We start from the raw sequence: 26968 nt of genomic DNA, 5'->3' as shown, positions 1-26968 counted from the left end.
TTAGACTACATATTCCACGATCTCTTTTCCAGAAATGCATCGGATCTCAATATTTCTCAGTTCAAGGGGAAAGGGGATTGCACGTAAGGGTAACAGTAAACAATTCAATTGTTTATTTTCTTCTACAAAATTCTTGCGATTGTCATCAATAGGTTTAGGAGAAGAGGCGAGAAATATCAACGAAACCTTCATGGATACTGACAATATTTGAAACTTCGGAATACATACTTCCGACTTTACCTGCTTGATGGGTAAATAAATTATGACAACCCACAATTATCAGCAGTTCTTGAGCGCGAGAAAATGCAACGTTTACCCGTTCTGGCTTCTTAGCAAATCCTACATCTCCTTTACTATTGTTGCGAACCATACTGACAATTACAACAGGTCTTTCCATACCTTGAAATCGGTCTACAGTACCAGTACGAATTTCTAGTGAAGGGAAAAGTTCAGATTGCAGACGTTCATCGATTTTTCTTAATTGAGCGCCATAAAATGTAATTACGGCAATTTCTTTTTTTGGTTCACCATTAGCAACTCTAGAAGCCCAAGTATTCTCAAACTGCTGACACAGACGTTCAATGGCATCAATTTCTGGAGTATTAAAGTAAGAAGTTCCATTTCGTTGCTCTAAAAATTGATTTTCCATAGGCGTTTTTACCCAGATAAGATGCTGAGATTCTTGGATAATTTCGTCTGCTAAATGATGGGCGCGTTTTGTGTCCGGCTCTAAAATACCAGATTCTAATTTACCGTCATAAAACTGATTGATTGCTCCCATAATAAATGGATGCATTCGATATTGTGTAGTTAGCATTTGTTTGATGCTTTCATCAGCAGATTCAAACTGACTTTTAAACAGTGATTCTTCTAAGAATTGTAGCTCATCTCGTGTATTACCAATTGTTTGAGCAACTTCTTCTAAAGTGCTAGTATCAAGCATGGGTGGTAATTGGCGATGATCGCCTACCATGACTAATTTTTTGCCTTTCAATGCTGGGATTAGTAACTCTGGTGGAGTACATTTACTAACTTCGTCAATGATGACAACATCAAAGGATTTGAATTCTTCAGAAAAACCTCTATTTGCAGCTTGAACACAGGTAATACCAACGACGTTAGCATTATCTAAATAAATACGTCTTAAATCGTCGCGTAGGCGTAGCCCGCCGCAGGCATCGCCTTCACTTGGCTTTCTTAATTTTTCTATCCAATCTTGAACAAAATTCTGATATTTATTGAGATAAATTTCATCCTTTTTGAGTTGTTCTTGCCAAGATTCAAGCTGAGTATTAATAGTGCGTAAAAACTCGATATTAAATAAATCACCATGAGAAGTTTCGAGCTTAAATTTATCAGGGATTCTTTGCCATTCTGTCACCCACCAGTTTCTTTCTGCTGTTGAAATTTGTGATGGCTCTGGTTGTGACTTTTTTTCTATTTCACGGAGATTAATTTGTAATTTCTGAAGTTGCTGTAGAGAAGTTTCAGTTTCTTGTTTTAGTTTTGATAAATGCTCATTTAGAGAATTTCTAATTATCTCTAGTATAGTCAAAGGTTCTAATGATGAAATTAAGTTTTCAAGCTGACTAATGGAAGTTCCCCAATAATTCACTTGATTTGAAAATTCTTGGGGTTGCTCCCAAACATTTGATTGTGTTGCGAGATATTTTTCAACTAGAATCCGTAATTGAGCAGGTATATTTTTTTGATTAAGTTCTTGCAAGATATTTATCACTCGTCCAAGTTGCAAATTAGCATCTTGCTGTGCTTTTTCTACCTCAGCTTGAGTAATGGATATTTGCTGTTGGCTAACTTCATTTTTCTGAAGTTCATTTAATAGTTGTTGCAGATGCTGAAGCTGTTGTTCCGCTTCAGTTTTGACTTTTAAAACACATTGACGTGCATTTGCAAGGATAATATCTAGCAATTCCTGTGTAATTCTAGTGAGAGTAGAGTCTATGTTATTCCATTCCCATGATGCACCATAGGTTTTTTGCATTCTAATTAAAAAAACCTGGGTATTCTCAACTAGTAATTTTCGCTGTTTGGGGTTGAGTAGCTGATAATTGTTAAACTGTTGATAGGTTTCTTGCCATTGGGTGCAATCGCTCTTTGATAGCACCATCGGAATCTGGCTGAAATTTTGTTGTAAAAAATAGCTAAAATTATGCTGTTTACCTACTCTGTCGGTAAAACCTCCGTCTATTTCATAAGCGATCGCTTTTGTTAATACTTCCCATTCTGGCAGGTTAATTTTATATATTCTTGGTACAATTGGTAATTTTAAGGTATTAGCAAACATCAACAAACCTAGCGGTAAATCTAGTAAATTATCTGTTAGCGGCAAACCTGATTGCTGACAATCTTTTAAAGTTTGATACAGATGAGAAGGTGCGGTAGATTTCCATTCCTTAACTGCTGAGATAATGTAATCGATTTCCCGTTTACGATTTTCCCAAATCTGGATTGTTTGCTGTAGGTTTTGTAGCTTGGTAAGATATTGCTGATAATCTGGTTGTACCTGATTTAACAAGGCGAAATTTTGTTTGACAACCTGTACTGATGCTGCGACTTCTGATATAGCTTGACTTGCATTTTGAGCATAAGTCAAAGCAGTTTTAAATTCAGGAATTTCTCTGGCTACAGTGTCACGCAACCAAGCTGCTAAACCAAAAGCACCAAGTGCTGGACGCACAAAGCCAAGTTCATTAGTATATTTGATGGTTTGACGAACATTTGCTAAAAATTCTTCTACTAAATTATTACCTTCTGTGTATGGCTTAAGAAGTGGCAAAAAGTCTGTAACTTCTGGAGCTTCCCATTTGATATTTTGTGCAGTATTTAGTATATTTTCCAGTCCGACAATTAGGGATTCAATCTCGTTCTGTTTTTCTACAGTTTCGTTATGAGATTTTTCTTGATTTTTAAAATTTATCTCTAGTTTTATCTTGTTTTTATGGAATTTATTTTGTTGCTGATTAAATTCTTCCTCTACTTGGAAGTAGGCTGTAAATCTTGGCGAGGATGCAAGTAATTGACTGAAAGTTTGGATATTTTCGATCCGTTGCGTAATATTATTTTCGCAGTCATTAGCTGTATTTTCTAGCCATCTACCAATCACTTGGTCTTCTAAAAATGGCTGTCCTTCCTCGCCAACTTTCTCGGCTCTACCCTTGCGTACAGCGCGAATCACTGGGTTGTGAACTAATCTACTTAGGGCGTTATCTACTGCTAAATTGGCTTGAGAAGCGATTAAGGTACGTCCACCGCGAAGGGCAATTTGATAACATATCTCGGCAATTACGGTAGTTTTACCAGTACCTGGTGGTCCTTGGATGAGAACAAGATCCTTAGCCGCAAGTACCTTTTCTACTGCTGCTTTCTGACCAGGATTAGCTGAAGATAACAACAAATCTTGTGGTTGAAGTTCGATAGTTGTTTTGATTTCTCTAGCCTGAGAAGCATCGAATAAGAAGTTACCTAAATATGGATTTTGGGTGTATCCATTATTCAAATCATCCAAGGCTTTTTTCTTACGCTGAATCTGCTGAATATCACCAACTGCCTCGAAACACAAAAATCCGGTAGCTGGTAATTGATAACGCTCTGCTGCGATATGTTCTGCTAAGTCGCGTTCTAGTCTGAGGCTGATAATACAACGGTTAGGATCAACTTCCTCAACAGTCCCTAATTGACGACCGCTAATCCAATTTTTGCCGACGGGGGCAGTTTCAAAAAGCTTTAAATCTTCGTTTTTTGTGCGTCTAGCTCGTTCCCAAAAGTTTTCTACTTCGAGGGAATTTTGATAGAAGCCGTCAAGGGTGGCTGAGGCTACATCAATTTCAAAACTGATTCGTCTTTTGAAGTTATAGTTATGACTTACATAACGCACACAAAACTGACGCGCTTTCGCAATTTTTTCCTCAATTTGCAAAAATGCTTTCCAAGCTTTTAGCTGATCTTCTGTGGGTACATGCTCGCCACAAACTGGCGCAGCTGCCATGCGTTTTAATGTTGCCGGCGGAATGTCGAGATGATGCTGATGATTGGGTAGCAAACGCAAGCGACAAGGTATAGCATAGCTATCGGCGTGTCCCCGTGAGGGTTGTAGCAACTGAGCCGAAAGTATTTTTAAACCGCCGCGTCCATCTTTTGGTACAGCCGCTCTAAATCCTAATGTTTTTCTGAGCTTCTCAAGTCTTGCGGGTAATGGAAAATCATCGGAGTCTGTTGCTATTGTCAAATCCCAAATTTCTTCTCTTGCTTCTTTACCCGCACCTTTGCGACGTACATAAAATAGAGAAGGCTTTTTTCCGACGCATTCATACATTAACTCATTGGCGCGATCGCGGCGCTCCCGAAATTCGGGATATGATTTCAGGGCGGTTTCACCTTCCAGATGGCGGATAAAGCTATCAATTGCTGAAGCTATAAAGGTATAGCCCCAATCTTCAGAGTTGGTTTTAGTTTTCGAGGATTTTGCTGTTAGTTTATTTACCGCCAGACGAATGCGTTCTGCGTCGGGTTCGGAGATTGTACTGGTATGGCTTTTGACTACAATTTTAAGTTTTTCGCAAATTAATAATAGCTTCTTGCTATCCAAATTTAATTCTTTTGCTAGTTCGTAGATTCTGAGTTTGCTGTTATTCATCCACTAGTGCCTTTGCCGACAAAATAGGGTTTAAATTTAAATGCAAAGGGCGCAGAGGAGCGCAAAGTTTATTTTAGTCCCATTTTGGCAAGACTCTGCGTACCTTTGCGTTTAAAAACGCTACGATTCTGGGTAAGTCCTCAATCTTAAATTCATGGTGCTTTCATAATTTTATGTAGTATTGCTTAGTAAGTGACTATAGTTTATACTGCTGGTAAACTTGACTGGCGGCGCGATGTATTAGGGAATGCCGCCAAACTAAAGATTTCATATCATCAGCATAACCACCGCCAATGACGCAGGCGACGGGATAACCGCTATTCATACAGGTACTTAAAACCTGCATTTCCCGGCGAAAAATCCCAGCATCGGTTAGGGCTAATTTGCCCAAGCGATCGCCTATATGAGGATCTACACCAGCATCATAAAATACTAAATCTGGCTTGACTTTAGACAATAAATCTGCTAAGTAATTCGCCAAGGTTTGTAAATAAGCATCATCCTCCATTCCCACCGGTAAAGGAACATCTAAATCGCTGTTTTGTTTAGTACCGGGGAAATTGACTTCGCAGTGCATAGAGAAAGTAAAAACGCTGTTGTCGTCTTGGAAGATAAAAGCGGTGCCGTCTCCTTGATGGACATCCAAATCTACAATCAAGATTTTTTGGACGAGTCCAAGTTTTTGTAAAACACGACAGGCGATCGCTAAATCGTTGAAAATACAAAAACCAGATCCATAACTAGGAAAGGCATGATGAGTTCCACCCGCCGTATTACAAGCTAAACCCTGACTTAATGCCAGTTTAGCAGTGAGTATCGTACCACCTACCGCTACACAAGTACGATTCGCTAATGCTAGACTCCAAGGCAAGCCAATGCGTCGCTGTGCTTTGGCATCTAGGGTTCCTTCACAATAAGTTTGAACATAGCTTGGGGTGTGGACTAACTCTATCAATTCTGACGGTGGACGTTCGGGGGTGTGAAATTGTTCTTGATTAGCGACACCATCAGTTAATAGCAATTCGTAGAGTTGTCGGAACTTAGACATGGGAAAGCGATGCCCTTCAGGTAATGGGGCAACGTAATCTCGGTGGTAAATAATTGGCAAGTCCATAAGGAAAGAAAATCTCAAGCCCTGGCGATTTCTAATCACTAAGGTGTGTTTTCAAACTACTTGTTTAGCTTCTTAACTTTTTAGATCCCCCTAAATCCCCCGATAAATTGGGGAACTTTAAGAGAGTCTTAGCCCCCTTTTTTAAGGGGGGTTGGGGGGATCTAAGACTTTGAAAACACGCCGTAGGGCTAGGTGCAGCTAACTTAGATTGCTAATGCTCGTTTTTCTAATGGTAGTTCAAAGCGATCGCCTGGTTTTGGCTCAAGTACCCGCGTTGCCAGATTGTTTTTGTCAAGTAAGGAGCGAAATTCCTCAGCACTTCCTTTAGTCTGAATGAATTTCACCAGCAATCCCTCAAAGGAAACATCCCCACCAGCCGCCGTAGGTAATATTACTTGAGGCTGTAACGACTTTACTACTTCTAAAGCACTATTTTGTCCTTTAATAATCGGCCCAAGCAAAGGTAACGTTAATTCAATAAACGGTGTAATCACTACATCTATAGGTGCAGCTTGCTTAACTTCTGGGGAATGATACCCATGAGGCTCGTAATATACGGTTAAACCACTCTCCAATTCTTTGAGGAGATAACTATTTTCTACCAGAGTCGGGCCAATGGGCGAGCCGGGGAAAGCCTTGATTTCAACTTGATTATTTAAAGTGAAAGTTTCACCATGAGCCAGAGTAGTTACTTGGGTGTAACCTAACTGGTGTACTACCTTGGCAGCATTGGGAGAAGCTACAACCTTGATGCTGTGATCAAGTAATTTAAGCGTTGGTGGATGAGCGTGGTCTTCTAAACCTTGAGACAGCAGGATCAGATCAATATTATCTGGGATTGGGCGATTTTGCGATCGCGAACCTTTAAATAACCAATCCAAATTGCTAAAAATTAACGAACCAACCAGCCAAGGGTCAATTAGTATTCGTTTTCCGCCAACTTCCAGCAGCCAAGAGTTGCTATCTAACCAAGTTAAAAACATAAATTTTATGAAAATAACGCCTACCTTCATTATCAATCGTGTCAGCTTTATTAGTAAGCGCTGATATGAGTCCAATAGACCTCTTGCAAAAGTCCCCTAACACCCCACCCCGCCTTTGACGTAAGTTAAAGGCGGGATGGGGTTCTTTTTTTTGATTTATGCAAGAAGTCCAATATCTACATTCATCCGGTTAAGTCTACACACGGAGTTCTTTTAACTTTACACCTTATATCCCGCCACTGAACCTGTACCCAGGTCAGTGGCGGGATATAAGGTGTGAATTAATTATAAGTATTTGCATATTCTATAACCCGATTTTTTCCTCTTCGCTTGGCCTCAAGCATCGCTTGATTTGCCTGATTCAGAAAATCCTTAACCGTAATCCCTGGTTTTGATAAAGCTATTCCAAAAGAAGCGGTGATGCTTTCGAGGATCTGATCGCCGTCCTTCAATTGCATTCGTTCAACATCTACCCTTAGTTTTTCTACTCGCTTCCTAAGCGCTTCCATTGTCATATTAGGCATCACAATCACAAATTCTTCACCACCCCATCTGCAAGCAATGTCAAAGGAGCGAATAGATTTTAACAGCAGTTTTGCTAATTCCTTGAGAACAATGTTGGCAGTCAGATGCCCATAGCGTGAGTTGTAATATTTGAAGTTATCGATATCAAGGAAAATAACACCAAGAGGTTCTCCCGACCGATCAGCTTCCGCTAGCCTCTGTTCTGTGATGTTTTGCATATAGCTTTGATTGAATAGTTGGGTCATTCCATCCCGCAAGCTATCATAGGTTAGACGTTTTTTTATCGATAGATTATTCAGTGCAATGCCTAAAGTTCTAGCAATAATCTCAGCAGTTTGTTGATCTTCTGGACTAATTTCTTCAATACAATATATGTGTAAAATCCCCACTAATTCGCCTTGTCCAAACAATGGAATACACAAATGTGCGCCGCTAACAGGCTGTATTAAGTGGCTGCATATCAGTCCTGAGTTAAGAGGCGATAAAGGGTTTGATTTACCTCTCCGCAATGCCCAACATTCCGATTGTGAAAATATTTCTTTACTAGTTCTTTTATCTCCCCAAATACTATTCATTTTAACATAATTCTTGGAATTAACAATTATACAGACACAACCGTTCATATTAGGAAATAACTTGGAACAAGTTAAAGCCACCACTTGATACACCTCATCTTCAGACTCGCAGGAATAAAGCATATCTGCCATATCTGAGAGATATATAAGTTCTTGTTTTTTTGTGTCTAATTGTAGTGTTTTTTGTTCTAGCTGCCGATTTAGATCAGTGAGCGATCGCTGTGCTTCTATAGATTCTGTAATATCAATACTAATCCCACCAATGCGGTAAGCGCTCGTTGTGTAATCGCGGAACGGAAACTTAAACGATAGCCAGTAGCACGGGTGATGATTGCCAGGTACTTTTACCTCTTCAATCAGCTTTAAGGGTTGTAGAGTCTTCAAAACGATTTGATCGTTTTCCATTACCCGCCGCCCCTCTTCTGGATCTGGCAAAACTTCACTATCCATTTTCCCCACCCATTCTTGTGGATCTATTGAAAATCTAGTCTGTATCTCCTGGTTGTAGTAAAGAATTCTAGATTGCTCGTCTTTGATATAGGCTCCAAAGGGGCCATGATCTAGAAATAGCTGTTGCATCTGCTGGCTGCGTTGAAGTTCGCGGGTATCTTCTTGAGATTTGGCGATCGCTTCTAAAATTCGATGAGTGGTTGGCATCAGGTTGAGTAAAGCAGCCAAGGAAATAACTGCCATTACATCGAGTACGCATAAGTGCAGCAACGACACTGGCATATATGGCTCAAAAATCGCCAGAAAATGATGAAATCCGCAAAATAGTACAAATCCACCTGATAATAAAAAGGCTAGCCAAAACTTAGAAGGGATGGTTGCCTTGGTTTTGGCAAAAAAAACCCATATCACTGTGGGGATACCAAAGTATGAAAATGCGGTGATACCGTGAGCAATTGTGCAATTCCAGTGAATAGGCTCCATTGCTTATTTGAGATTAAACACCGGCTTACTATAATCCTTGTAGCCTCAAAATGTAAGTACATAAGGGATGATTTTAGTGTCTCATACCTTCGTGTTTATCTGGGAGAGGCTGAAAATCCCTGACAAACTTGACTTACCAAGTGAGTGAGTTCGGGCAAAATCAATTTTTCCATCGCCAGTCGCACAGCATTACTGGAACCAGGAAGCGAGAAGATTAATTTATTTTGATAAACACCAGCAACAGCGCGAGAAGCGATCGCCCGCGAACCAATTTCTTGATAACTTAAAAAACGAAATAACTCCCCAAATCCCGGCAAAGTTTTCTCCAACAACTTCTCAATGGCATCATAAGTGGTGTCCCTGGGTGCAATACCCGTTCCACCATTGAAAATTACAGCATCCAAATTTGAGCTTTTACCCAGATTTTCTATCTGCTCTTGAATTTGGGTCGGTTCATCCTTGATAATCGTGTAGGCTCCTACAGCATAGTTAGCACCAAAGAGTAACTGCTGAATTAGCTGTCCACTTTTGTCTGTTTCCAAAGTGCGTGTATCGCTGACAGTAACCACAGCACAAGTTACCGTAATCTTAGGCGAGTCTGGGTGGGGTTGTGACATCATCGAGCAGTCATAAACTTTTGATCATGGATAATTTAATTGGGCATGGAGAATGGCGCATTGGGCATGACAATAATTACCGATGCCCAATGCCCAATGCCCTATACCCTATGCCTCATTTTTGCTCAGTCCCAGATCGTTTTCTTTAGCATACCGCTCCATGAAGCGCATAAAGCGATCCCATTCTTCAACAGATTTCATGACATAAAGTGCTTCTAATGCTTCCGGTTTCCCGTTGACAAATTTAGCCTTGACTTCACGAGTAATTATCTCACCTTCTTCGTCAATCAAGTACATCCCGGTAATATCTTCAGTGCTACCTTGATCTAAAATCTTTGGATTGGTAAAAATAAACGTCGCTGTGCCACTGTCGCCACTGCGCGATCGCGTCAGCCGCACCTCTGGAGTTACCTCTTCGTCAAGACCTCTAGAAAATTGGATTTTCGTCATGATCAATGAATTTAAACTTTTGTGATGGTTAATTTAATATTCTCTCATCAATTAGAACACCACGATCTACAGGCTACTGTTATTCATTTTTTTAGTATATACACTTAAATTGCTTGATTATCAAGTAACAAAGTTACGAGGCGATGGTTTTCAATTGTCACTTGCATTATTGCCCCAAATTGACCTAATTTAACCCTTTACCCCTCTTTTTTATGAAGCTCAACAACCATATTCTCTTCTCTACCCAAGGTACAAAGTCAACAGCCTAGCATCAGTCTAGAGGCCTATTGCAAAAGTCCTTAACACCCCACCCCGCAAGCGAGGAGGGGAGCGTTTGCCTTAGCAAATGCGGGGTGGGGTTCTTTATGATGGTAAAACCTTTCCACAAAAATACTGGAACGGTGCTTTTGCTGCTTTTCGTGGTTCTTGGAACCGCGATCGCGGCACTGGTTATAAAATGGTATTTGTTCCCTTCGATGCTAAAGGGCGATCGCCAGGTTATGACGAAGACTTTCTCACCGGATTTTTGCTAAATCCTTCTGTACCAACCACTTCGGGACGACCTGTAGGTTTACTCGTGTTGCCAGATGGTAGTCTACTATTAACAGAAGAAGCCAATAATCGGATTTACAGGATTCAGTATACCGGGGAGTGAACAATTCAAAATATCCATAATCATCTAGTTGAGAAATTAGTTATGACTCAAAACGAAAATAATATTCAGTCAAATATCAACGAATTGTCTCCACATTCCGGCACACGATATTGGGGCGAGGTGGAGGTGATCGAGGAGGGAGAAACCTATAGAATTAGTCGTGTTGAAATTAAGCCCAGGCATGGAATTAAACCACAAATTCATTATCACCGCAATGAACATTGGGTTGTAGTTTCTGGTGTGGCAAAGGTGACTTGTGGCGATGTGGAAACATTACTAAATCGAAACGAATCAACTTATGTCCCCGCAGCAACCCTACATAAGGTAGAAAATCCTGGACATATTCCGCTAGTTATTCTAGAAATTCAAAATGGTGAATATTTAGGTGAGGATGATACTGAGCGTCCTTATGACTTAAATTTGGTCAAACCTGTAGCTGAAGGTCAGTAAGGACTGGGAGATGAGGGAGAAATCAATTCAAAATTCAAAATTCAAAATTCAAAAACTTCTACCTCCTGCCTCCTCTTTCCCAATACTTCGACTTACCTCGGCTTCGGCTCCATCGAGCGAAGTCGAGATGCTCGGCACAAGTCGCGGTAGTTGAGCGTAGCGATGCACTGAGCGTAGCCGAAGTGTCGAAACTCAGTACAAGTGCCCAATGCCCAAATTAAAACCACCCTTCTTGTTCCAGGGTTTCAATCAACTGTAAGCCACGGGGATCACCCACTCCTAACAGTGAGGCTTTGGCGTCTTCCCGTACTCCCAAATCTTGGTCTTCGGCAAAGGCTTGAATTAGGGCATCGATCGCTGTGGCATAAACTACATTAGAAGGTAGTTCGCGGCACAGTTGACCAATTGCCCAAGCACTGTTACTCCGCACTGCTGCCACGGGGTCTTTGACTAAGGCTTCAATTAATGGTGGTGTTGCCCCGATAACTGCTTCATAACCTACTTCTGCCATCTGTGCTAAGGCGCTAGCAGCCCACAAACGTACTGCGGAAATGTCAGTTCTTAGGGCATCTGCTAGGGGTGGCAAAGAACGGCGATCGCGACAGTTTCCTAAAGCCCAAACAACACCTTTACGTACATAGCCATTCCAATCATTTTTGAGTTGAGCAATTAACGGACTCACTGCCTCTGAGCTGGGATTGCGTCCGAGTCCATAAGCTGCACTCACCCGCACTAAAGGACAGGTATCAGTTAACAGGCGAATTAGATGGGGAGTCGCACGTGCATCTTCAATATCACAAAAAGCACGTGCCGCTAACATTCGTTGCTGGGGCTGGGGATTTTCCAGGAGGGATAGCATCACTTCTGGATCGGGTCTTGCCACAACTGATTCGGCAGTTAGCGGCTCTATTTTATCTAAGGGGCTTTCTAGCTCGTCCTCAACATCGAGTAGGCTTAGATCGTCTTCGTCATACATAATTTCATTTCAATCCCGAAAAGGGATTAACATATACCCCCGCGCCAATAAATTAAAACCTTATAAATATAAGTTGCAATATTATACACTTTATTTTTACCCTCGTTGAGTTTTATCCAAACGAGAACCTCAGACGCTACAGCGATCGCAATCATGATGTTTATTGTTCTGCACTCAGGAATTTTACCATCCAGATGGATTGGGTTTGATAACCTAACTGATTGTAAAGATTCAATGCGGGTTTGTTCGATTGAAACACTTGCAGTCCAATCTGGCGATCGCCTCTTTCAATAGCCCAATTTTCTATATATCGCATCAACGCCCTACCAATGCCCCGTCGCCGATGTTCTGGTACAACGTAGAGGATAAAGATATGAGCATGACGGTTTCCATGTACTTGATCTATGGCATTCCCCACCCAGAGGCAGGCTATAGGGGAATTGGGCATTGGGAATTGGGCACTTGGAATGGGGCATGGGGCATTGCTTATTCTTCTTGTCTCCCCCATCTCCCCCTGCTCCCCGCTCCCTGCTCCCTGCTCCCCCTCTTCCTCAACCCACCACAAGGGCGTATCGCTAGAAAAGTATTGCTTAACTGTTTGCTCTAAATGGGAAAAATCCTCATTGGGAAAGAGATCCTCATAAGTTCGCTGCATGAATTTAAGCAGAAGCGATCGCTCCAAAGCGGAGCCACGGCGAATAATATACCCAGGTAGTAGTTGTTCAGACACTTCAATACGTTTATTTACTTAGCTAGCTAAGTTATGTGCTGCTGGTGGTAAATCAGTTGGAGTCGGTTGAGAACTCATCTCTACCTTTTCAATTGGTGCGGGTGCTGCCATATCAGAAGGTAAAAAGATCCGGGCGCTGACTGCGACTAAGGCAAAGAGAAATACCAAAACTGCAAGCAGTGGGGCGATGTATTGACGAAAAATAGCCATATTTTAATTGCAAACAGAGTGACGAACTTTTATGAGAACTTAGCTGAAGATTTGTGAAGTATTCTTGATTTATTTTAGCAATTTTATGTGCATGGGAATTGGGAATTGGGCACTTGTACTGAGTTTCGACACTTCGGCTACGCTCAGTGCATCGCTACGCTCAACTACCGGGACTTGTGCCGAGCATCTCGACTTCGCTCGATGGAGCCGAAGCCGAGGTAAGCCGAAGTATTGGGCATTGGAAAAATTCTCTCTTGTCCTGCTAACTCCTAACTCCTAACTCCCAACTTCCCTACTCCTTCTGGCGATCGCGCTCTAAGTCATCAAGCACTCTTTCGCAATACCAATTCTCCGGCATCCCAGGATAAGTTTCTTTTGCTTGTTCAATTAACCGTTCGGCAGCAGCAGTGTCACCGGATAATTTAGCAATTAGCCTGTTTTTGAGATAGCTATCAGATAAACCCTCCTCTACCTGGTTTGGTATCCCTTCATTTATAGTTGATGACCGAGACTGCTCTCTCCGCAACTGCCAAAATAAAACGTAATAAAGTGTACCAAAAATTAAAATTAGGCTGAGTGTTCCAAAAAAAGTTAGGAGGTTAAATGCGAGAAATCCTAGAACTAACTGCGAGAGAACATAGCCAAGTAATAAACCAGTGAGTAAGAGAATAAATGTGCCGACAGCAATAACTACTTGATTCCCCATATATCCTCTTCTTCGTTCTCTAATCCTGGTCTGGATAATACTACCACTGGCTTTGGATTCCAAGGGGCAAAGAATGGCAATAATAGTAATCCTGGCAAAGCTGCTATTGCTGTCAGTAGAAAGAATGTAGACCAGCCGGTGGCTTGTGCCCATGTACCTGCTGGAGCTGTGACAATATCTCTACTAAAAGCCTGCAAACTCGAAAGTAAGGCGTACTGTGTAGCTGAAAAGCTTTGGTTACAAAGACTCATCAAAAATGCTACAAAAGCAGCAGTTTCTAAACCGGCACAGAATTGTTCTATATTAACGGCAGCTAACATTAGATAGAAGTTTTTACCTACTACTGCTAACGCAAAGAAAGCCAAGTTTCCAACAGCCTGCATGATGGCGAATATCCAAAGCGCCCGATTAACACCAATTTTGGTCATTACTGCTCCTGCTGCCAAGGTGCCAACAATAGTGGCAAAAATTCCCAATGCACCAGGAAATGCGATGTCGGTTTGAGAGAAATGTAAGCCTTTATCTAACAAAAATGGGGTGGATACATTCTTAAGTAAAGAATCCCCCAACTTGTAGATCACAATGAATATCAGGATTAAAAGTCCTTGTAGCCAGCCCTGACGCTGGAAAAATTCAATGAAGGGTAATTTGACTGCGGCGGATAAAGTCTGAGGTGGGCGATCGCGTAGGACTGGTTCTGGTGCAAAAATAGAACTTACTAATCCTACGAGCATCAACAGCGACATCAACAGGTAAACAGCCTGCCAAGGCATTCTGTCTGCCAAAAATAGCGTGACGTAACCGGTTACTAGAATGGCAAGGCGATAACCCAATAAATAAATAGATGCTCCAGCACCTCTTTCTTGTACTTCCACTACATCAGTGCGGTAAGCATCAACTAAAATGTCCTGGCTGGCGCTAAAAAAAGCAACGGACACAGCCGCAATTATTAAAGGTTGTAGCCCTTGAGATGGGTGTTGTAGAGCCATTGCAGCTATACTTAACAGTAATGCTACTTGTGTAATTACCATCCAACCTCGACGTCGCCCCAAAAAAGGCGGTACAAATCTATCTAGTAAAGGCGACCAGAGAAATTTTAAAGAATAGGGTAGCTTTACTAAACTAAAAGCGGCGATCGCTGCCAAGCTGATTCCTTCTTTGGTCAACCATGCTTGTAATGTCTGACTGGTTAAATATAACGGCAACCCTGATGAAAAGCCAAGAAATAACAAAGCTCCCATCTTCGGGCTGCCATAAATTCGTAACAGCGATTTATTTACTTCCACAATCTTGAAGATTCCTTTTTATTTAATTGAATTGCAGTTATCTTGCCATAACTGCTGTCTAATTTCGTGTAAGCACACAAACCTGCGAAGATTTTCTTTATTTAAGATACATATAGCGGTTATCGGTTGAGTGAGGTACAAGAACCCCACCCCTCCCTGCTTGCGGGGAGGGGGCTAAAATATAACCTTCTATGATTAGGAAACGCTATAAGCTAAAACACATCTAATTTGCATATTAAAATTTTCTCAACATCTTGTGGGGTGGGCATCTTGCCCGCCTTGATTATGCAACTTAAATGCCCATTAGCTTATCAGCAATACTCTAACAGTGTGATTATTGCTTAATTTTCCTTAATGGAATAAACCTGATGTGCCCTGATTTCTACCCCGTGTGCAGTAAGGCATTTCTCCCAACCTTCACGCGTACCGATGTCGCTTTTGTGATTGAGTAATCCTAATTGTTCTTCTTGTTTGGTGAGTTGAGCAAATTCTTCATAGCCGGGGTAGTTGCTGATCACAAATGTTTCTTTGCGGTGCAAAATCGGCGGATTTGCTCTAGTTGCATAGTCTCGGTGAGTAACGACTAGGGTTTTTAAGTCAATAGTTATACTAGCTTTTAATGCTGGATGGGGATCAGTATCGAAATCAGGGTAACACAGATAGGATATTTGTGGCTTATCAGTGTGATATTTGATCAATGTGGCTTCATCTACACGCCCAATGGTACGGCTAGCGCAACCTTCATAAATCCGTAGCACGGGGTTAAGTGCTGCTAGTGCCGAAACATGGACATAAAGGGCACCGCGTGTATGTTTACCAATTTTGCTTTTTTCACAAGCAGTTTGAATCACGCCAGATTTCCCTAAACTGAAAAGCTTTTGATCGGCTACTTGACAAGCTTCTTCATAGCTACTAAAAAAGGCTTTGATATCGTGACGCATTTCTGGCGCTAGCTTGTACCATGCAGGGCGTTTATCAAAGTGAGTTAGGGCGAGATAAACTTGGATATCTAGAGAACGACGGTAAGCGATCGCATCCCATTCAGCTTCATCAGTAGCTTGTAAAACTACACCAAAGGCGCGGCGAAAGTTCCCAAATTCCCTCAGTAATTCCGGTTCATTTTCCAATTCGCCTTTCACGGGTAGTCTGCCGCGCTTGGTAAAAAAAGCCATGAGTGGTTGCAGCTGTTCTTCGTAGTCTTCAAACCGCTTAGTGGGGATGCGGACTCGCGGTGTAGAGGTGGTAGAAAAGAAGCGGATAGCTTTGAAACTTTGTTTTTCGGCTTCATCTCGAAAAATAAAGTAGACACCTAATGCTATGGGTATGGCATCGGTATTTAGTACTTCATCAATATAAGTTTTGAGTTCTTCTTGTTCGTAATATTTCTGAAAAGTATTGCGGCGCGTCACAATGCCATCATTGTAAGCAAGTTGGGTTTTGCTGGGTGCGTTAATCAGTATTTGAGCCGCGACAATTAAAACTTTCCCACTGAGTTCCCAAGCTTGGAGCAGGCTTTGACGGCGTTCCTCTGAGTCTTCAATGACGTTGAGGACATAGCCCAAATTGACCACATCGGCGGCGGTGCGTGGTACATCAGGATAGTAGTAAGGGTCCCAGCCTGCGCTGGTATAGCCTAAGTTTGCTACTCGCTGAACATCACCACCGTAGCCACAACCGTAGTCAAAAAAAGTGGTGTCTTGATTTAGGATTGCCCATTCTATTGCCAATCGCACGGGGCGAGATATGTCAGTGCGAGCGATCGCAGCTCTGTGACGCTCGATTTCTAGCGCTTCAGGCATAAGAATAATTCGTAATTAAGACACCCAGCACCTAATATTGTTTCAAGATTTCATGGCCAGTTCGATTAAATCTTCAATTTTCTTGATATTTGGATCGCCTGCTAAGTAGCCAATACCGCGATGCAAATGCAGGCGAAATTGGCTGGCGAGGGTTTCTTTGTCGGTGGGATAGCCGTCATTGTGACAGCGTTGCTTGAGGGCGAGGAGCAGAATATCGGACATTTCACCGCCAAAGACGCGCCAAGTCATTTCGACGTTACTATCTTGGAGAATTGGGACGGGGGAGGGGGCGGTTGATTCTGCGAGGGAACGACAAAACGCCCAACGACATAGGATATTCCATTGCTCAATTTTGGTGCTGCGTCTGAGCTTGGTAAGTTGCTCTTTGGCTGTTTGGGAGAGGCGAATACGTTCGATTGGTGATTCCATAATCTTCGTCAATAATCACTTTTACTAAAAATTCAACGCGATCGCGGGAGTCCCCCGTCAATATTTAGAATTACCCTGGTTGCGCTGGTGGAATAATCAAGGTAATTTGCTAAAGACAGGATGAGAGCGATGTCTACGACGGACTATGACGCTCTCTACGTTCGCGCAGCGTGTCGCAGACAGACGCTAAAAGCGAACGCGGACTCGCTACCGCTACGCTATCGGCGTCGCAACGTCTAGCTGCTAAACTAGGAAAATTAAATATCAGCCGCAAGAAGTTAGTTTAATTATTTTGGCAACTACCTTTAGATAGATAGGGTAAACACTACGCGGTTTATCATCATAAATTCTTTGCTAGTAATGAAAAGGCAACTTTCATATCTAAATAATCCAGACAGCATATTTAATTTTTTTTGTCAATACCTAATGCCCAGCTTGTAGTAATAAATCATCAAGGCCTTCTCTGGACTGAATCTATATTCATGCTTTCAGTAGATGCAGTTATGACTTTGCAAATGAGATTATATAAGTACTCTCGAACAATAAATAGTTGCTGTTGTTCAGATGATAAAATCAGATTTTATCGGGTTTCAGTAACTTTGGATTGTTTGATGTTTTGAGAAGGTAACACAATGAATAATATCCTAAAGCGTACACTTTTACCCAGTCTTATGGCTGCAAGTTTAGCTGGTGTCACCTTAGTTCCCGCAAAACCGGCTGCTGCTGATGATCAAATACTACGAGATGTAGGTATTGGCGCTGTTACCAATGTGGTAACCGGAGCTGTTAGGGGAAATGGTAGTGGTGTATTAACCAATGCTGTTAGGGGTGGCGTGACTGGCGCAGCCGTCAATGGTGCAAACGGTCTGAGAAACCATCACAATCGTCGTCACCGAAACCTTGGTCAAGATATCGGAGTCGGTGCAGGGGCTAGCGCATTGACTGGCATAATTACAGGCCATCGCAGAGATACCCTTGGCAATGCTGTTGATGGTGCTGCTGTAGGTGGAGCAATCCATGTATTAACCAATAAATAGTTCGTGAATTCATCGAACTCATAACTCCCTAATTGCTCTCCTTCCTCAAAGAAGCAAACCTAACCTCTCATCCTTGCTAGGGAAGGGAGGTTAGGGGGTTAGATCTATAGTGAGATATATGTCACCATCATGATCGGCTGACCTTAGACTTAATACTAAACTCTAGCCCTTTAACGCCTTTCTAAAGTTTCGACGATAGGATTGATTTGTAATAAACAAAGCTGGCCATAGCAAAGATAAACCAATGCGATTGGTCAAACTTGGATTAAAATTAGTCCGCTCAAACCCATTCCAAAACTTCCAAACGCCGCCTCCGTAAACCACGATCAAGGCAAAAATAATAAAGTTACCCATTCCTATCAACTCCCTTAGTAACTGACAGAATTTAAGTTAAGTTTTACCACACGAGGTAATCACCTCATCAGCAATACCGAGAAGGTATGACAAAACTCCCCAGTTTTTGATATCTAAGTCAGTTAAACACACATTCTCTTATTCCAGTGTAGAATAGCCTCATCCATTGCAGCTATAGCGCTTCTGGGTTGAGTCGAATAGAGACCTAACCAAGTTATACTAAAAATTAACCTTAGACAAGACCAGAACCTCATCTGAAATTTAGACGTTTTGGATGGATCGCTGTAAAAAACTCAGGTAAAGACTTTTCACTTTAAGTGTTGCTACAAATGGGTCGCACAGACATTTATTCTACTTATCATAATTTTCTGGCATCCCCACAGGTGATAAACCTGCGATCGCTCGTAAGTTTTGGCAACGAATCAATTCGGTAAAATTTAAACCAGAACGCCCTTCAATTTTGGCTACCGCTTCAATTGCAGATAGTAGATGCTGTGCTGCTTCTGTTTCTGAATAACCGCGCCTCTGTGCTATTTTAATTGCTGCTGCATCGGCATTTAACTCTGACTCTTGAGATTTATTAGTACGCCAGATCCGAAAAGTGGCGATCGCACTTAGCCCCCCAGCAACGGCTACACCCACCACATCTGACTGTGCTGCTTCCAAGAATCCCCCTAACAACCCAGCCAGTACCACACCTTGGTAAATGTCAGGCTTAAACCACTTCACCCCCGTCAACCAGCTAACCATTTGCAACAGTAGCAAATCTCGTTGCGGCTTTGTCAAGCGACGCCACAAATCAAAATTAATATATATTGGTCGCGTCTGATTCCAGGGTTGGGGAAAGGACGCATCAATCACTTTTGCTTGCTCCGGCTTACTAACAAGTTTTGTCGTCATCCGACCAGAAGCAGGCATCACATCTAACAAACGGCGAATTTCAACATTTGGCTCCATAAATATAATTATTAGCCATAATGTGCATAATGGAGTTTAGACTAAAAAGGACACAACTATTAGTAATTTTCCCTCATAAATAGCTCTGTGTCTACCCTCTGGCGCTAAAATTGCATAATAACGTGCATCTCAAGCCAGGAGGAAAGAGTTGTGAAAGCAGTCTTGATGACAACATCTGGCAAATTATACAGAGTTTTTTCTGAAATCAAATATGAGTCCTATAGAAGAATTAAGTATAGATTTGATTTCTGCGGAATATTGGTTTTACGGCATATCAACCAGTGAATTAGCGGGTTTAGCATCTACTTGGGAATGCACATAAGGCGCAAACAAAGAACGTTCCTCTGGGCGTAACCGCCTTGGGCGCATTGTTTGTCTATCTACAAACAGTCCCTTTTGCCATCCTTCTGCTGCTAATATTTTCTGTTCGTTATAGAAACAAAACTGCATAATAGCAGAAGCATTCTTCAGTTCAGAGATCCACATTTCTACCTGCACAAGTTCGCCCAAATAGAGCGGTAATTTATAGGTGATATTGGTTTGAACCAAAACCGGAACAAACCCTTGCTGAAAAATTTTTTGTGTTGGCATTTCAACAGCTTCCAGCAGTTTTGTCCGTCCAATTTCCATCCACTGAATATAAACAGTGTTGTTCACATGACCAATAAAATCAATGTGGAAAGAATAAACCTGTAACTCAAAGGAAATTTTTTGCATCTTCAATCCTCAAAGTCACTGCTCAGTGACAAAGTATCATACTGGAGTTTAGACTAAAACAGACACAAGTATGAGCAGTTTTCCCCTCATAAATAGCTATGTGTTTACCCTCTTGCGCTAAAGTTGCATAATAACGTGCATCTCAAGCCAGGAGGAAAGAGTTGTGAAAGCAGTCTTGATGACAACAGCTGGCAGTCCCGAAGTTCTGCAAGTACAAGAAGTACCAAACCCTGCTGTTCCTGTAGGGAATACTGAACTTTTAGTACGTTTGGTAGCAGCTGGCATTAACCCCATTGACACTAAACTTCGTAGCCGAGGCACTTTTTACCCCGATCGCACACCGACAATTTTAGGATGTGATGGTGCTGGTATTGTCGAAGCAGTCGGTGCTGGGGTTCAGCATTTTCGCCCAGGTGATGAGGTATATTTTTGCTATGGTGGCTTAGGCGCACATCAAGGAAACTATGCTGAATATACCGTTGTAGATGAGCGATTTGTGGCACGGAAACCCGCTTCCATCTCCTTTGCCGAAGCAGCCGCAGCACCTTTAGTATTAATCACCGCCTGGGAAGCTTTATATGAACGTGGACGATTAGAACCTGGTGAAAGAGTTTTGATTCATGCGGGTGCTGGTGGTGTCGGCCATGTAGCAATTCAATTAGCAAAACTCAAAGGTGCCACTGTCTCTACCACAGTCAGTTCTGAAGAAAAAGCTAACTTCGTCAAACAACTTGGTGCTGATCATGTAATTTTTTACAAACAAACAGACATTGTGCAAGCAGTATTAGATTGGACTAACGGCGAAGGTGTAGACTTAGCTTTTGATACCGTAGGCGGCGAAACCTTTCACAAAACCTTCCCCGCAGTGCGAGTATACGGCGATATTGTGACAATTCTCGAACCAGATGCCAATACTGTTTGGAAAACTGCTAGACAACGCAACCTCCGCATTAGTTTAGAATTAATGTTAACACCAGCATTGCTAGGATTAGAACAGAGCCTCCAGCATCAGGCAGAAATTCTCAAACAATGCGCCACCTGGATCGATGAAGGCAAGTTAAAAATCCATGTTAGTCACAAATTTCCTTTAAAAGAAGCAGCTAAAGCCCACCAACTGATTGAAAGCGGTACTGTAGCAGGTAAAATTGTTCTGCTAATTAGCGACGAACTTGCATAAATTAATTTTTAAACGCATACACACGCACAACTTCAAAAAAGCACACACAAAGCTTTCTCTGCGAACCTCTGCGCTTTCCTTAGCGTACCTTTGCGTTTTAACTCTTTTCCTCCTCCCCCTACCTGCTTTAGCAGCACAAACACAACCAGAACGCACACCTTTAACTCTAGAATTATTACAAGAACGACTGCATACACCCAGACTCCGCGAAGGAAATTTGACTATAGATTTGCAGAAGATGGTGATTGATTTGCGCCCAGAAAACGCCAGTTTTCATGATGTTTTTTACCAACTGCTGCGAAAAGAACTAGGTGCAAAACCTTTAGGTTTAGACCTCAGTTATGCTCTAATTATAGGGGATTTTGTCGGCAGCAATTTGGGTTTAAGAACACCTTTGTATGGTCAAGAAATTGCTCCCATTTTCACCGCTACCGAACAACAAGAACTAGAACGTTTGCGCCTCGTTTGTCTGGATTCACTAGGGATATACCCGACAACCTACACTTACGCTTTACCCAACTCTAAAGATTGTCGATCGCTTTTAGGAACACAGCCAACACCATCCAGTGAAATCATCATCTTTCGTGGTGTCTTAACACTAGTGCAAACTCGGTTTAATGGTGAAGTGAAATTCTCCAATACATTTTTTCTTCAGTCTGTAGATGCCCAAGGTGCAACTTTTCTCCAACCTACTAACTGGACTGAAACAAGATTTGCTCGTTCCGTTAATTTTGCTAGTGTTAACTTCAAGCAAGCAAGCAATTTTCAAGGCAGTATTTTTTTTGAAAAAGCTAATTTTAAACAAACTAAATTTCAGGAAACTGCTGATTTTCAAAGCAGTATCTTTGAAAAAACTGCTAACTTCAACCAAGCCAATTTTAAACAGTTGGCTAAATTCAGTAGTGTCCAGTGGCAAGAAAATGCTGATTTTTCGGATGTGCGCTTTGCCAATCAAGTACAGTTTACTAAAGCGGATTTTAATAATTCCCTGCTTTTAACAGAGGCGACTTTTGAACAAGCTGTAAGCTTTCGGGAAGCAGAGTTTAACCAATCGGTAAATCTGCAAGGTGCAAACATTCTTAACCAAGCAGATTTTAGTGATGCCAGATTTGCGATAGAGGCTTGTTTAAGCGTACCTGGTTTAACTTTTAACTCCAACCAAGCGAAAATTTTAGGTAATCCCGGTGAGATTGGTAAAATGTTTTGTATCCCTACATTGCAAGGTAATCAAAACATCTTGCGGAATTTGGGGCAAAATTTCCGTCAACAACAGCAAGTTGCTGATGCTAATGAACTGGAATACACAAAACAGCGACTGCGATTAATAGAAATGAGTCGCCGTTTGACGGCTACAAATATTAACAGTGCAACTGTCGCAAATTTGATTCATCTGGGTTTTTCTCCAACTCAAGCCAAAGCGATCGCCCAGCGTCGTCTCATCAAACCATTTCGCAACAGCAATGAGTTACTCACCTTAGCAGACATCGGTTTAGAAAAATATACCCAACTGAGCGATCGCCTAATTGTTGGCGAAACCCTTTCTATCGGTGGGTGGTTACTGCAAGCGTGGAGTTGGTTGGCATTGAGTTTACTGTTATTGTTGAGTGGCTATGGTACGAGTTTTTGGTTAGTGTTTGGTGTGGGAGGATTAGCGATCGCTTATTTCGGCTTACTATTTTGGCTAGTGGATCGCTGTCGTCGGCTGCATCCTGTACCAATTATTCCCACATCTTATGAAACCATTTCGATATTAGTCAGTTTTAGCGTTTTAGAATTCTTCAGCTTACTAGCGATCTTTCGCAACGCTGAACAACCTTGGCTAACATTGGGGTGTCTTTTGATAATTATTGTCCCCGTACCAATGGCTTTATTGATCCGACTTTACCAAGAAGGTCGTTATCATGATTTAATGGACGTTTCTTACTTCACAGAAGACGGCACATTTCGCCAATTACGATTATTGATTGGACGTTTGCCAGTGATACCAAGGAATCAGACATTTCGGGAACGATATATGCCCTTGTTGTGCGATCGCCGTTGGAACTGGCTAAACTACTATGATTTTAGTCTTAACAACCTAGTTAAATTAGGATTTAACGACATTCGCCTACGAGATGAACACCTACCAGGTATCATCTCTGCACTTGCTTGGTATCAATGGAGTTTGGGTTTAATTTACATCACCCTAGTTTTGTGGACACTTTCCCGTACAATTCCGGGGTTGAATTTGCTGATTTATCTGAAGTAATTTTTTGTACCTAAACTTTTGCTTGATTTATACGTGTCTATCATCAGTTTTTGCAACAAAACCGCCAATAGTCCAGTGCAAAAGTTTATTATGCTTCATACCTTATTGGTGACACGCTCAATGGATTGCAGCATTGGTATACGACATTTTTCCGTTCGGGATTTGTCAGTGCTATCAATTCTATTTAAACTTTGCGATCGCACTTCCTCTTTCTCTACCAGGTTGACTGACAGCAGTAATTAGCGAGAATTTATGCTGATTTTCATAGAGACGATTTGCGATCGCTATTCTTCAAGTAGCAGAAAATGTCAAGCGAGCATGCCCTTTTCAACTTTTTGTATACCCTCCTCGCCGAGATTTTCCGGCAGAAATCCACCTGCCTGCATCTTCCATAACTTCTGGTAAGCGCCGCCGAGTGCCAGCAGTTTAGCATGAGAACCATCTTCAATAATCCGACCCTTGTCGAACACCAGAATCCTATCTAGATGCACGATAGTAGATAGTCGATGAGCCACTACGATAACCGTTTTCCCATTCATGGCTAAGTCGAGGGTATCCTGGATCGCTTTTTCGGTGATGGAATCAAGGCTAGAGGTGGCTTCATCTAAGATGAGAATCGGCGCATCTTTGAGAATTACCCGCGCAATCACAATGCGCTGCCTCTGCCCTCCAGACAACTTGACACCACGTTCGCCCACCAGAGAATCGTAACCATCCTGACTTTGAGCGATAAAATCGTGAGCGTGAGCCTTTCGCGCTGCCTCGATCACTTCCTCATCGGTTGCATCCAAGCGTCCGTAACGAATATTTTCCCGCAAGGTGCGATGGAACAAAGACGGATCTTGGGGAATCAAGCTGATCTGAGCGTGTAAAGCATCCTGAGTCATATCTCGAATATCGACCCCATCAATGATAATCTGTCCAGATTGTGGGTCGAACAAACGCAGAATCAGATTCACGAAGCTGGATTTTCCCGAACCGGAGAAACCCACCAATCCTACACGCTGTCCCGGTTCGATGGTGACAGAAAGGTTGTTGAAAACTTTCTTCTCATCGGTGTAGTTGAAATTCACCCGTCGAAACTCAATTTTACCTTGGGTAATTGAGTGGGCGATCGCGCGATCGCGATCAACTAACTCGTGGGGTTGAATGATGATGAAGACACCATTGGCGACATTACCGACATGTTCAAAAAATTCCAGAAAGCGGCGGCTCAAATTACGCGCTTCACTGATGATCAACAGCGAGAGACTGGTTGCTACAACAAAGTCAGCAGTAGCGATCTTTCCTTGACTCCAGAGAGAGAGCGAGTAATATAGGGTGCTGATTTTCAGAATCGCTGCTGAGATGAACTGAAACCAGCGAATTCGCTCCGAGTACCAGTTGGACTCTCTGACGTGTTTGATTTCGCGCTTTAATTGCTCATTCAAATAGCGTCGTTCAAAACCGAAACGAGCAAACAATCGGCTACTGGTGAGATTTGTCACCGCATCTACGATAATACCAGTTGTCTCACTTCTGGCGGCGGCGGCTTTCCGGGAGTAAAATCGGCAGCGAGTTGCCAGCCAGAAGGAAATACTGATAAAGAGAACCGCCCATATTCCCACAAGTGCAGCTAGGGGAGGATAGGCGCGATACAGTATCGTCGTGGCGACGCTATACACAACGATTACTGGCATAAATTCAGTAATCATCATTTGCATCGTTTGGGTAACACCCAGAGAAGTTTCGCTAATTCGATGTGCCAATGCCCCGGAAAAACTACTGCTTAGGTAGCGATGGGAATGGTGTTGCAAGTAGGCATATAGCGATCGCACAATGTGCTGTCGGTGGATGGGATGGAGGATAGTTTGCAAAAGTCCAGCCGATCGCCCGAAGATCACTTCACCTACACTTAAACCGATGAACAGCATCAGGGGTTGCCTCATGGCATCAAAAATGGGCTTACTATCGCCCGTTGATCGCGTTACGCCCCGGATGATCTCGCCAATGGCATAAGGCAACATAATGCCACAGGTTGCGTGTATGATTTCCAGGATCACCATTAACACATACCACCAGCGAAACTGGTTAACGAAATAGCAAATGAACCTGAATGGAGTTGATGGCAAATCTGGTGCATCGGCAGCACGTTGAAAGAATTTGGATTGGCTAATCTTTTTCTTCATAAAAGTCGATCTCGTAGCATTAAGCTCTTCTGTAAAATAAAAATGGACGGCTTACAGCAGTTTTCATGTATTTGAACCACAGATGTCGTCGGGGCACAGCATGCTGTGCCCCTACCGCGTGGTCTATTTACCTGAAAATAGGTGTAATTTAGCCGTCCGGTGGTGTTAAATAAAATCATTCCTAACGAAGAGAATCTCCTCTTCGATATTCGGCAGTTAAGTCGTCTAACTTTTGTTTCAAACTGTCGTCGAGTTTTAGTTCTACTGCCTTGAGATTGTCAGCAAGTTGTGGTGGGCGACTAGCGCCAATGATGGGCGCAGTGATAATTGGATTAGATAAAACCCAAGCTACTGCTAGGGTAGTGAGAGACAATCCGGCGAGATCCGCTACTGTGCGTAATTCCTCAACAGTATTAAACTCGCGATCGTGCCAGTAGCGGTCTTGATAACGTTCTGCGGCAGCACCTAGGGTGAAACGAGTGCCTGAAGTGGGGCCTTGAGCGAGAATGTGTTTGCCAGTAAGGAGGCCGCCCGCCAAAGGATTATAGGAAATTACACCCAACCCTTCTTCTTTCGCTAGGGGTAATAATTCTCGCTCTATTTCCCGGAATAACAGGTTGTAGCGGGGCTGAATCGAGATGAACTTGGTGAAATTGCGGGTTTCAGCCCGACCCAAGGCGCGGGCGAGTCGGTAAGCTAAGAAGTTGGAAACCCCGATGTAGCGCACCTTGCCAGCACGAACCACCGCATCCAGCGCTTCCAGAGTTTCATCAAGAGGGGTTGAAGCATCGTCGGAGTGCAATTGGTACAAATCGATATAATCTGTTCCTACCCGTCGTAGGGAAGCATCAATCGCATCCAAAATATGTTTCCGCGAAGCCCCTTGATCCCAAGGTGCAGGGCCAACCCGACCGACGCACTTAGTAGCCAAGATAAAATGTTCGCGTTTGCCTTTCAGCCAGCGTCCAACGATTTCTTCAGTGCGTCCAGCAGTGGTAAGCCCGCCGCCGAGGGGATAAACGTCGGCTGTATCCAAAAAGTTAATTCCGCCATCGGCAGCAGTGTCGAGGATGTCCCTGGAAGTTTCTTCGTCGGTCTGCAATCCAAAGGTCATGGTGCCGAGACAAAGGCGCGAAACGGTCAATCCAGTTTTACCGAAATTGGTAGTTGCTAAGGTCATAGATATGTTGTTGATTGAAAGTAGTTGATTGAGAAAGT

Annotated in this window: 22 protein-coding genes and 1 pseudogene; 5 read left to right on the top strand and 18 right to left on the bottom strand. The window is 42.5% G+C overall.

Annotation, left to right across the window (positions count from 1 at the left end):
- Positions 1 to 154 precede the first annotated feature (154 nt).
- The 6 genes from V7K50_RS10965 to psb28 all read right to left on the bottom strand — a co-directional run bounded on the left by V7K50_RS10965 (position 155) and on the right by psb28 (position 9851).
- Entirely contained in the window at positions 155 to 4654 is a 4500-nt protein-coding gene (locus V7K50_RS10965) for a translation initiation factor IF-2 N-terminal domain-containing protein (RefSeq protein WP_334959882.1), read from the bottom strand.
- Between the two features lie 196 nt (positions 4655 to 4850).
- Complete coding sequence (locus V7K50_RS10960; protein WP_334959880.1) at positions 4851 to 5768, bottom strand: histone deacetylase family protein; 918 nt, start codon at positions 5766 to 5768, stop codon at positions 4851 to 4853.
- 203 nt (positions 5769 to 5971) lie between these two features.
- Entirely contained in the window at positions 5972 to 6751 is a 780-nt protein-coding gene (locus V7K50_RS10955; protein WP_334959878.1) for an MBL fold metallo-hydrolase, read from the bottom strand.
- Between the two features lie 281 nt (positions 6752 to 7032).
- Positions 7033 to 8784 (bottom strand): diguanylate cyclase domain-containing protein, encoded by a 1752-nt coding sequence (locus tag V7K50_RS10950; RefSeq protein ID WP_334959876.1) that lies wholly within the window; start codon positions 8782 to 8784, stop codon positions 7033 to 7035.
- Between the two features lie 95 nt (positions 8785 to 8879).
- The gene (locus V7K50_RS10945; protein WP_334959874.1) at positions 8880 to 9404 is read right to left on the bottom strand and encodes a MogA/MoaB family molybdenum cofactor biosynthesis protein; all 525 of its coding nucleotides are present in this window, start codon (positions 9402 to 9404) and stop codon (positions 8880 to 8882) included.
- Positions 9405 to 9509: 105 nt separating this feature from the next.
- The gene (gene psb28 / locus V7K50_RS10940; RefSeq protein ID WP_334959872.1) at positions 9510 to 9851 is read right to left on the bottom strand and encodes a photosystem II reaction center protein Psb28; all 342 of its coding nucleotides are present in this window, start codon (positions 9849 to 9851) and stop codon (positions 9510 to 9512) included.
- 364 nt (positions 9852 to 10215) lie between these two features.
- On the opposite strand from psb28, the pseudogene V7K50_RS10935 reads away from it, so the two are divergent.
- Both V7K50_RS10935 and V7K50_RS10930 read left to right on the top strand, forming a co-directional pair.
- Positions 10216 to 10506, top strand: a pseudogene (locus tag V7K50_RS10935) (PQQ-dependent sugar dehydrogenase); the annotation flags it as partial.
- Positions 10507 to 10548: 42 nt separating this feature from the next.
- Positions 10549 to 10956 carry a phosphomannose isomerase type II C-terminal cupin domain gene (locus tag V7K50_RS10930; protein ID WP_334799110.1) on the top strand — a complete coding sequence of 136 codons (408 nt, stop codon included), beginning with the start codon at positions 10549 to 10551 and terminating at the stop codon, positions 10954 to 10956.
- A gap of 217 nt (positions 10957 to 11173) precedes the next feature.
- Here V7K50_RS10930 and V7K50_RS10925 read toward each other — a convergent pair whose 3' ends face one another.
- The 7 genes from V7K50_RS10925 to dndE all read right to left on the bottom strand — a co-directional run bounded on the left by V7K50_RS10925 (position 11174) and on the right by dndE (position 17092).
- Entirely contained in the window at positions 11174 to 11932 is a 759-nt protein-coding gene (locus V7K50_RS10925) for a HEAT repeat domain-containing protein (RefSeq protein ID WP_334959870.1), read from the bottom strand.
- 160 nt (positions 11933 to 12092) lie between these two features.
- Positions 12093 to 12662 (bottom strand): GNAT family N-acetyltransferase, encoded by a 570-nt coding sequence (locus V7K50_RS10920; protein ID WP_334959868.1) that lies wholly within the window; start codon positions 12660 to 12662, stop codon positions 12093 to 12095.
- Positions 12663 to 12680: 18 nt separating this feature from the next.
- The gene (locus V7K50_RS10915; protein WP_334959866.1) at positions 12681 to 12872 is read right to left on the bottom strand and encodes a hypothetical protein; all 192 of its coding nucleotides are present in this window, start codon (positions 12870 to 12872) and stop codon (positions 12681 to 12683) included.
- Positions 12873 to 13164: 292 nt separating this feature from the next.
- Positions 13165 to 13578: an ABC transporter permease gene (locus V7K50_RS10910; protein WP_334799107.1), complete on the bottom strand. Its 414-nt coding sequence runs from the start codon at positions 13576 to 13578 to the stop codon at positions 13165 to 13167.
- Entirely contained in the window at positions 13563 to 14864 is a 1302-nt protein-coding gene (locus tag V7K50_RS10905; protein ID WP_334959864.1) for an AmpG family muropeptide MFS transporter, read from the bottom strand. Before V7K50_RS10905 ends, V7K50_RS10910 begins: the two co-directional genes overlap by 16 nt.
- Positions 14865 to 15205: 341 nt before the next feature.
- Positions 15206 to 16663 carry a DNA phosphorothioation-associated putative methyltransferase gene (locus V7K50_RS10900; RefSeq protein ID WP_334959862.1) on the bottom strand — a complete coding sequence of 486 codons (1458 nt, stop codon included), beginning with the start codon at positions 16661 to 16663 and terminating at the stop codon, positions 15206 to 15208.
- A 42-nt stretch (positions 16664 to 16705) separates the two neighbouring features.
- Entirely contained in the window at positions 16706 to 17092 is a 387-nt protein-coding gene (gene dndE / locus V7K50_RS10895; RefSeq protein ID WP_334959860.1) for a DNA sulfur modification protein DndE, read from the bottom strand.
- Between the two features lie 632 nt (positions 17093 to 17724).
- On the opposite strand from dndE, the gene V7K50_RS10890 reads away from it, so the two are divergent.
- Positions 17725 to 18129, top strand: coding sequence for a hypothetical protein (locus V7K50_RS10890; RefSeq protein WP_334959858.1), 405 nt, complete (start codon positions 17725 to 17727; stop codon positions 18127 to 18129).
- 162 nt (positions 18130 to 18291) lie between these two features.
- On the opposite strand, the gene V7K50_RS10885 is transcribed toward V7K50_RS10890, so the two are convergent.
- From V7K50_RS10885 to V7K50_RS10875, 3 genes are all read right to left on the bottom strand, one after another.
- Complete coding sequence (locus V7K50_RS10885; protein ID WP_334959856.1) at positions 18292 to 18483, bottom strand: hypothetical protein; 192 nt, start codon at positions 18481 to 18483, stop codon at positions 18292 to 18294.
- A gap of 351 nt (positions 18484 to 18834) precedes the next feature.
- Complete coding sequence (locus V7K50_RS10880; RefSeq protein WP_334959854.1) at positions 18835 to 19440, bottom strand: DUF3318 domain-containing protein; 606 nt, start codon at positions 19438 to 19440, stop codon at positions 18835 to 18837.
- A 264-nt stretch (positions 19441 to 19704) separates the two neighbouring features.
- A complete protein-coding gene (locus V7K50_RS10875; RefSeq protein ID WP_334959852.1) occupies positions 19705 to 20157 on the bottom strand; it encodes an acyl-CoA thioesterase in 453 nt (150 codons plus the stop codon).
- 163 nt (positions 20158 to 20320) lie between these two features.
- Here V7K50_RS10875 and V7K50_RS10870 point away from each other — a divergent pair, with 163 nt between their 5' ends.
- Together V7K50_RS10870 and V7K50_RS10865 are read left to right on the top strand one after the other, a co-directional pair.
- Positions 20321 to 21334, top strand: a complete 1014-nt coding sequence (locus V7K50_RS10870; RefSeq protein ID WP_334959851.1) for a zinc-dependent alcohol dehydrogenase family protein — start codon at positions 20321 to 20323, stop codon at positions 21332 to 21334.
- Positions 21327 to 23582, top strand: a complete 2256-nt coding sequence (locus V7K50_RS10865; RefSeq protein ID WP_442944575.1) for a pentapeptide repeat-containing protein — start codon at positions 21327 to 21329, stop codon at positions 23580 to 23582. The genes V7K50_RS10870 and V7K50_RS10865 overlap by 8 nt, the downstream gene beginning before the upstream one ends.
- Before the next feature lie 308 nt (positions 23583 to 23890).
- Here the strand turns inward: V7K50_RS10865 and V7K50_RS10860 are convergent, their stop codons facing one another.
- Together V7K50_RS10860 and V7K50_RS10855 are read right to left on the bottom strand one after the other, a co-directional pair.
- Positions 23891 to 25750 carry an ABC transporter ATP-binding protein gene (locus tag V7K50_RS10860; protein WP_334959850.1) on the bottom strand — a complete coding sequence of 620 codons (1860 nt, stop codon included), beginning with the start codon at positions 25748 to 25750 and terminating at the stop codon, positions 23891 to 23893.
- Between the two features lie 181 nt (positions 25751 to 25931).
- Positions 25932 to 26930: an aldo/keto reductase gene (locus tag V7K50_RS10855; protein ID WP_334959848.1), complete on the bottom strand. Its 999-nt coding sequence runs from the start codon at positions 26928 to 26930 to the stop codon at positions 25932 to 25934.
- Positions 26931 to 26968 lie beyond the last annotated feature (38 nt).

Origin of the sequence: Nostoc sp. (assembly GCF_036917135.1) — a bacterium.
In the GTDB taxonomy this organism is placed as follows: domain Bacteria; phylum Cyanobacteriota; class Cyanobacteriia; order Cyanobacteriales; family Nostocaceae; genus Nostoc.
This window is presented reverse-complemented; position numbering and strand designations above follow the sequence as displayed.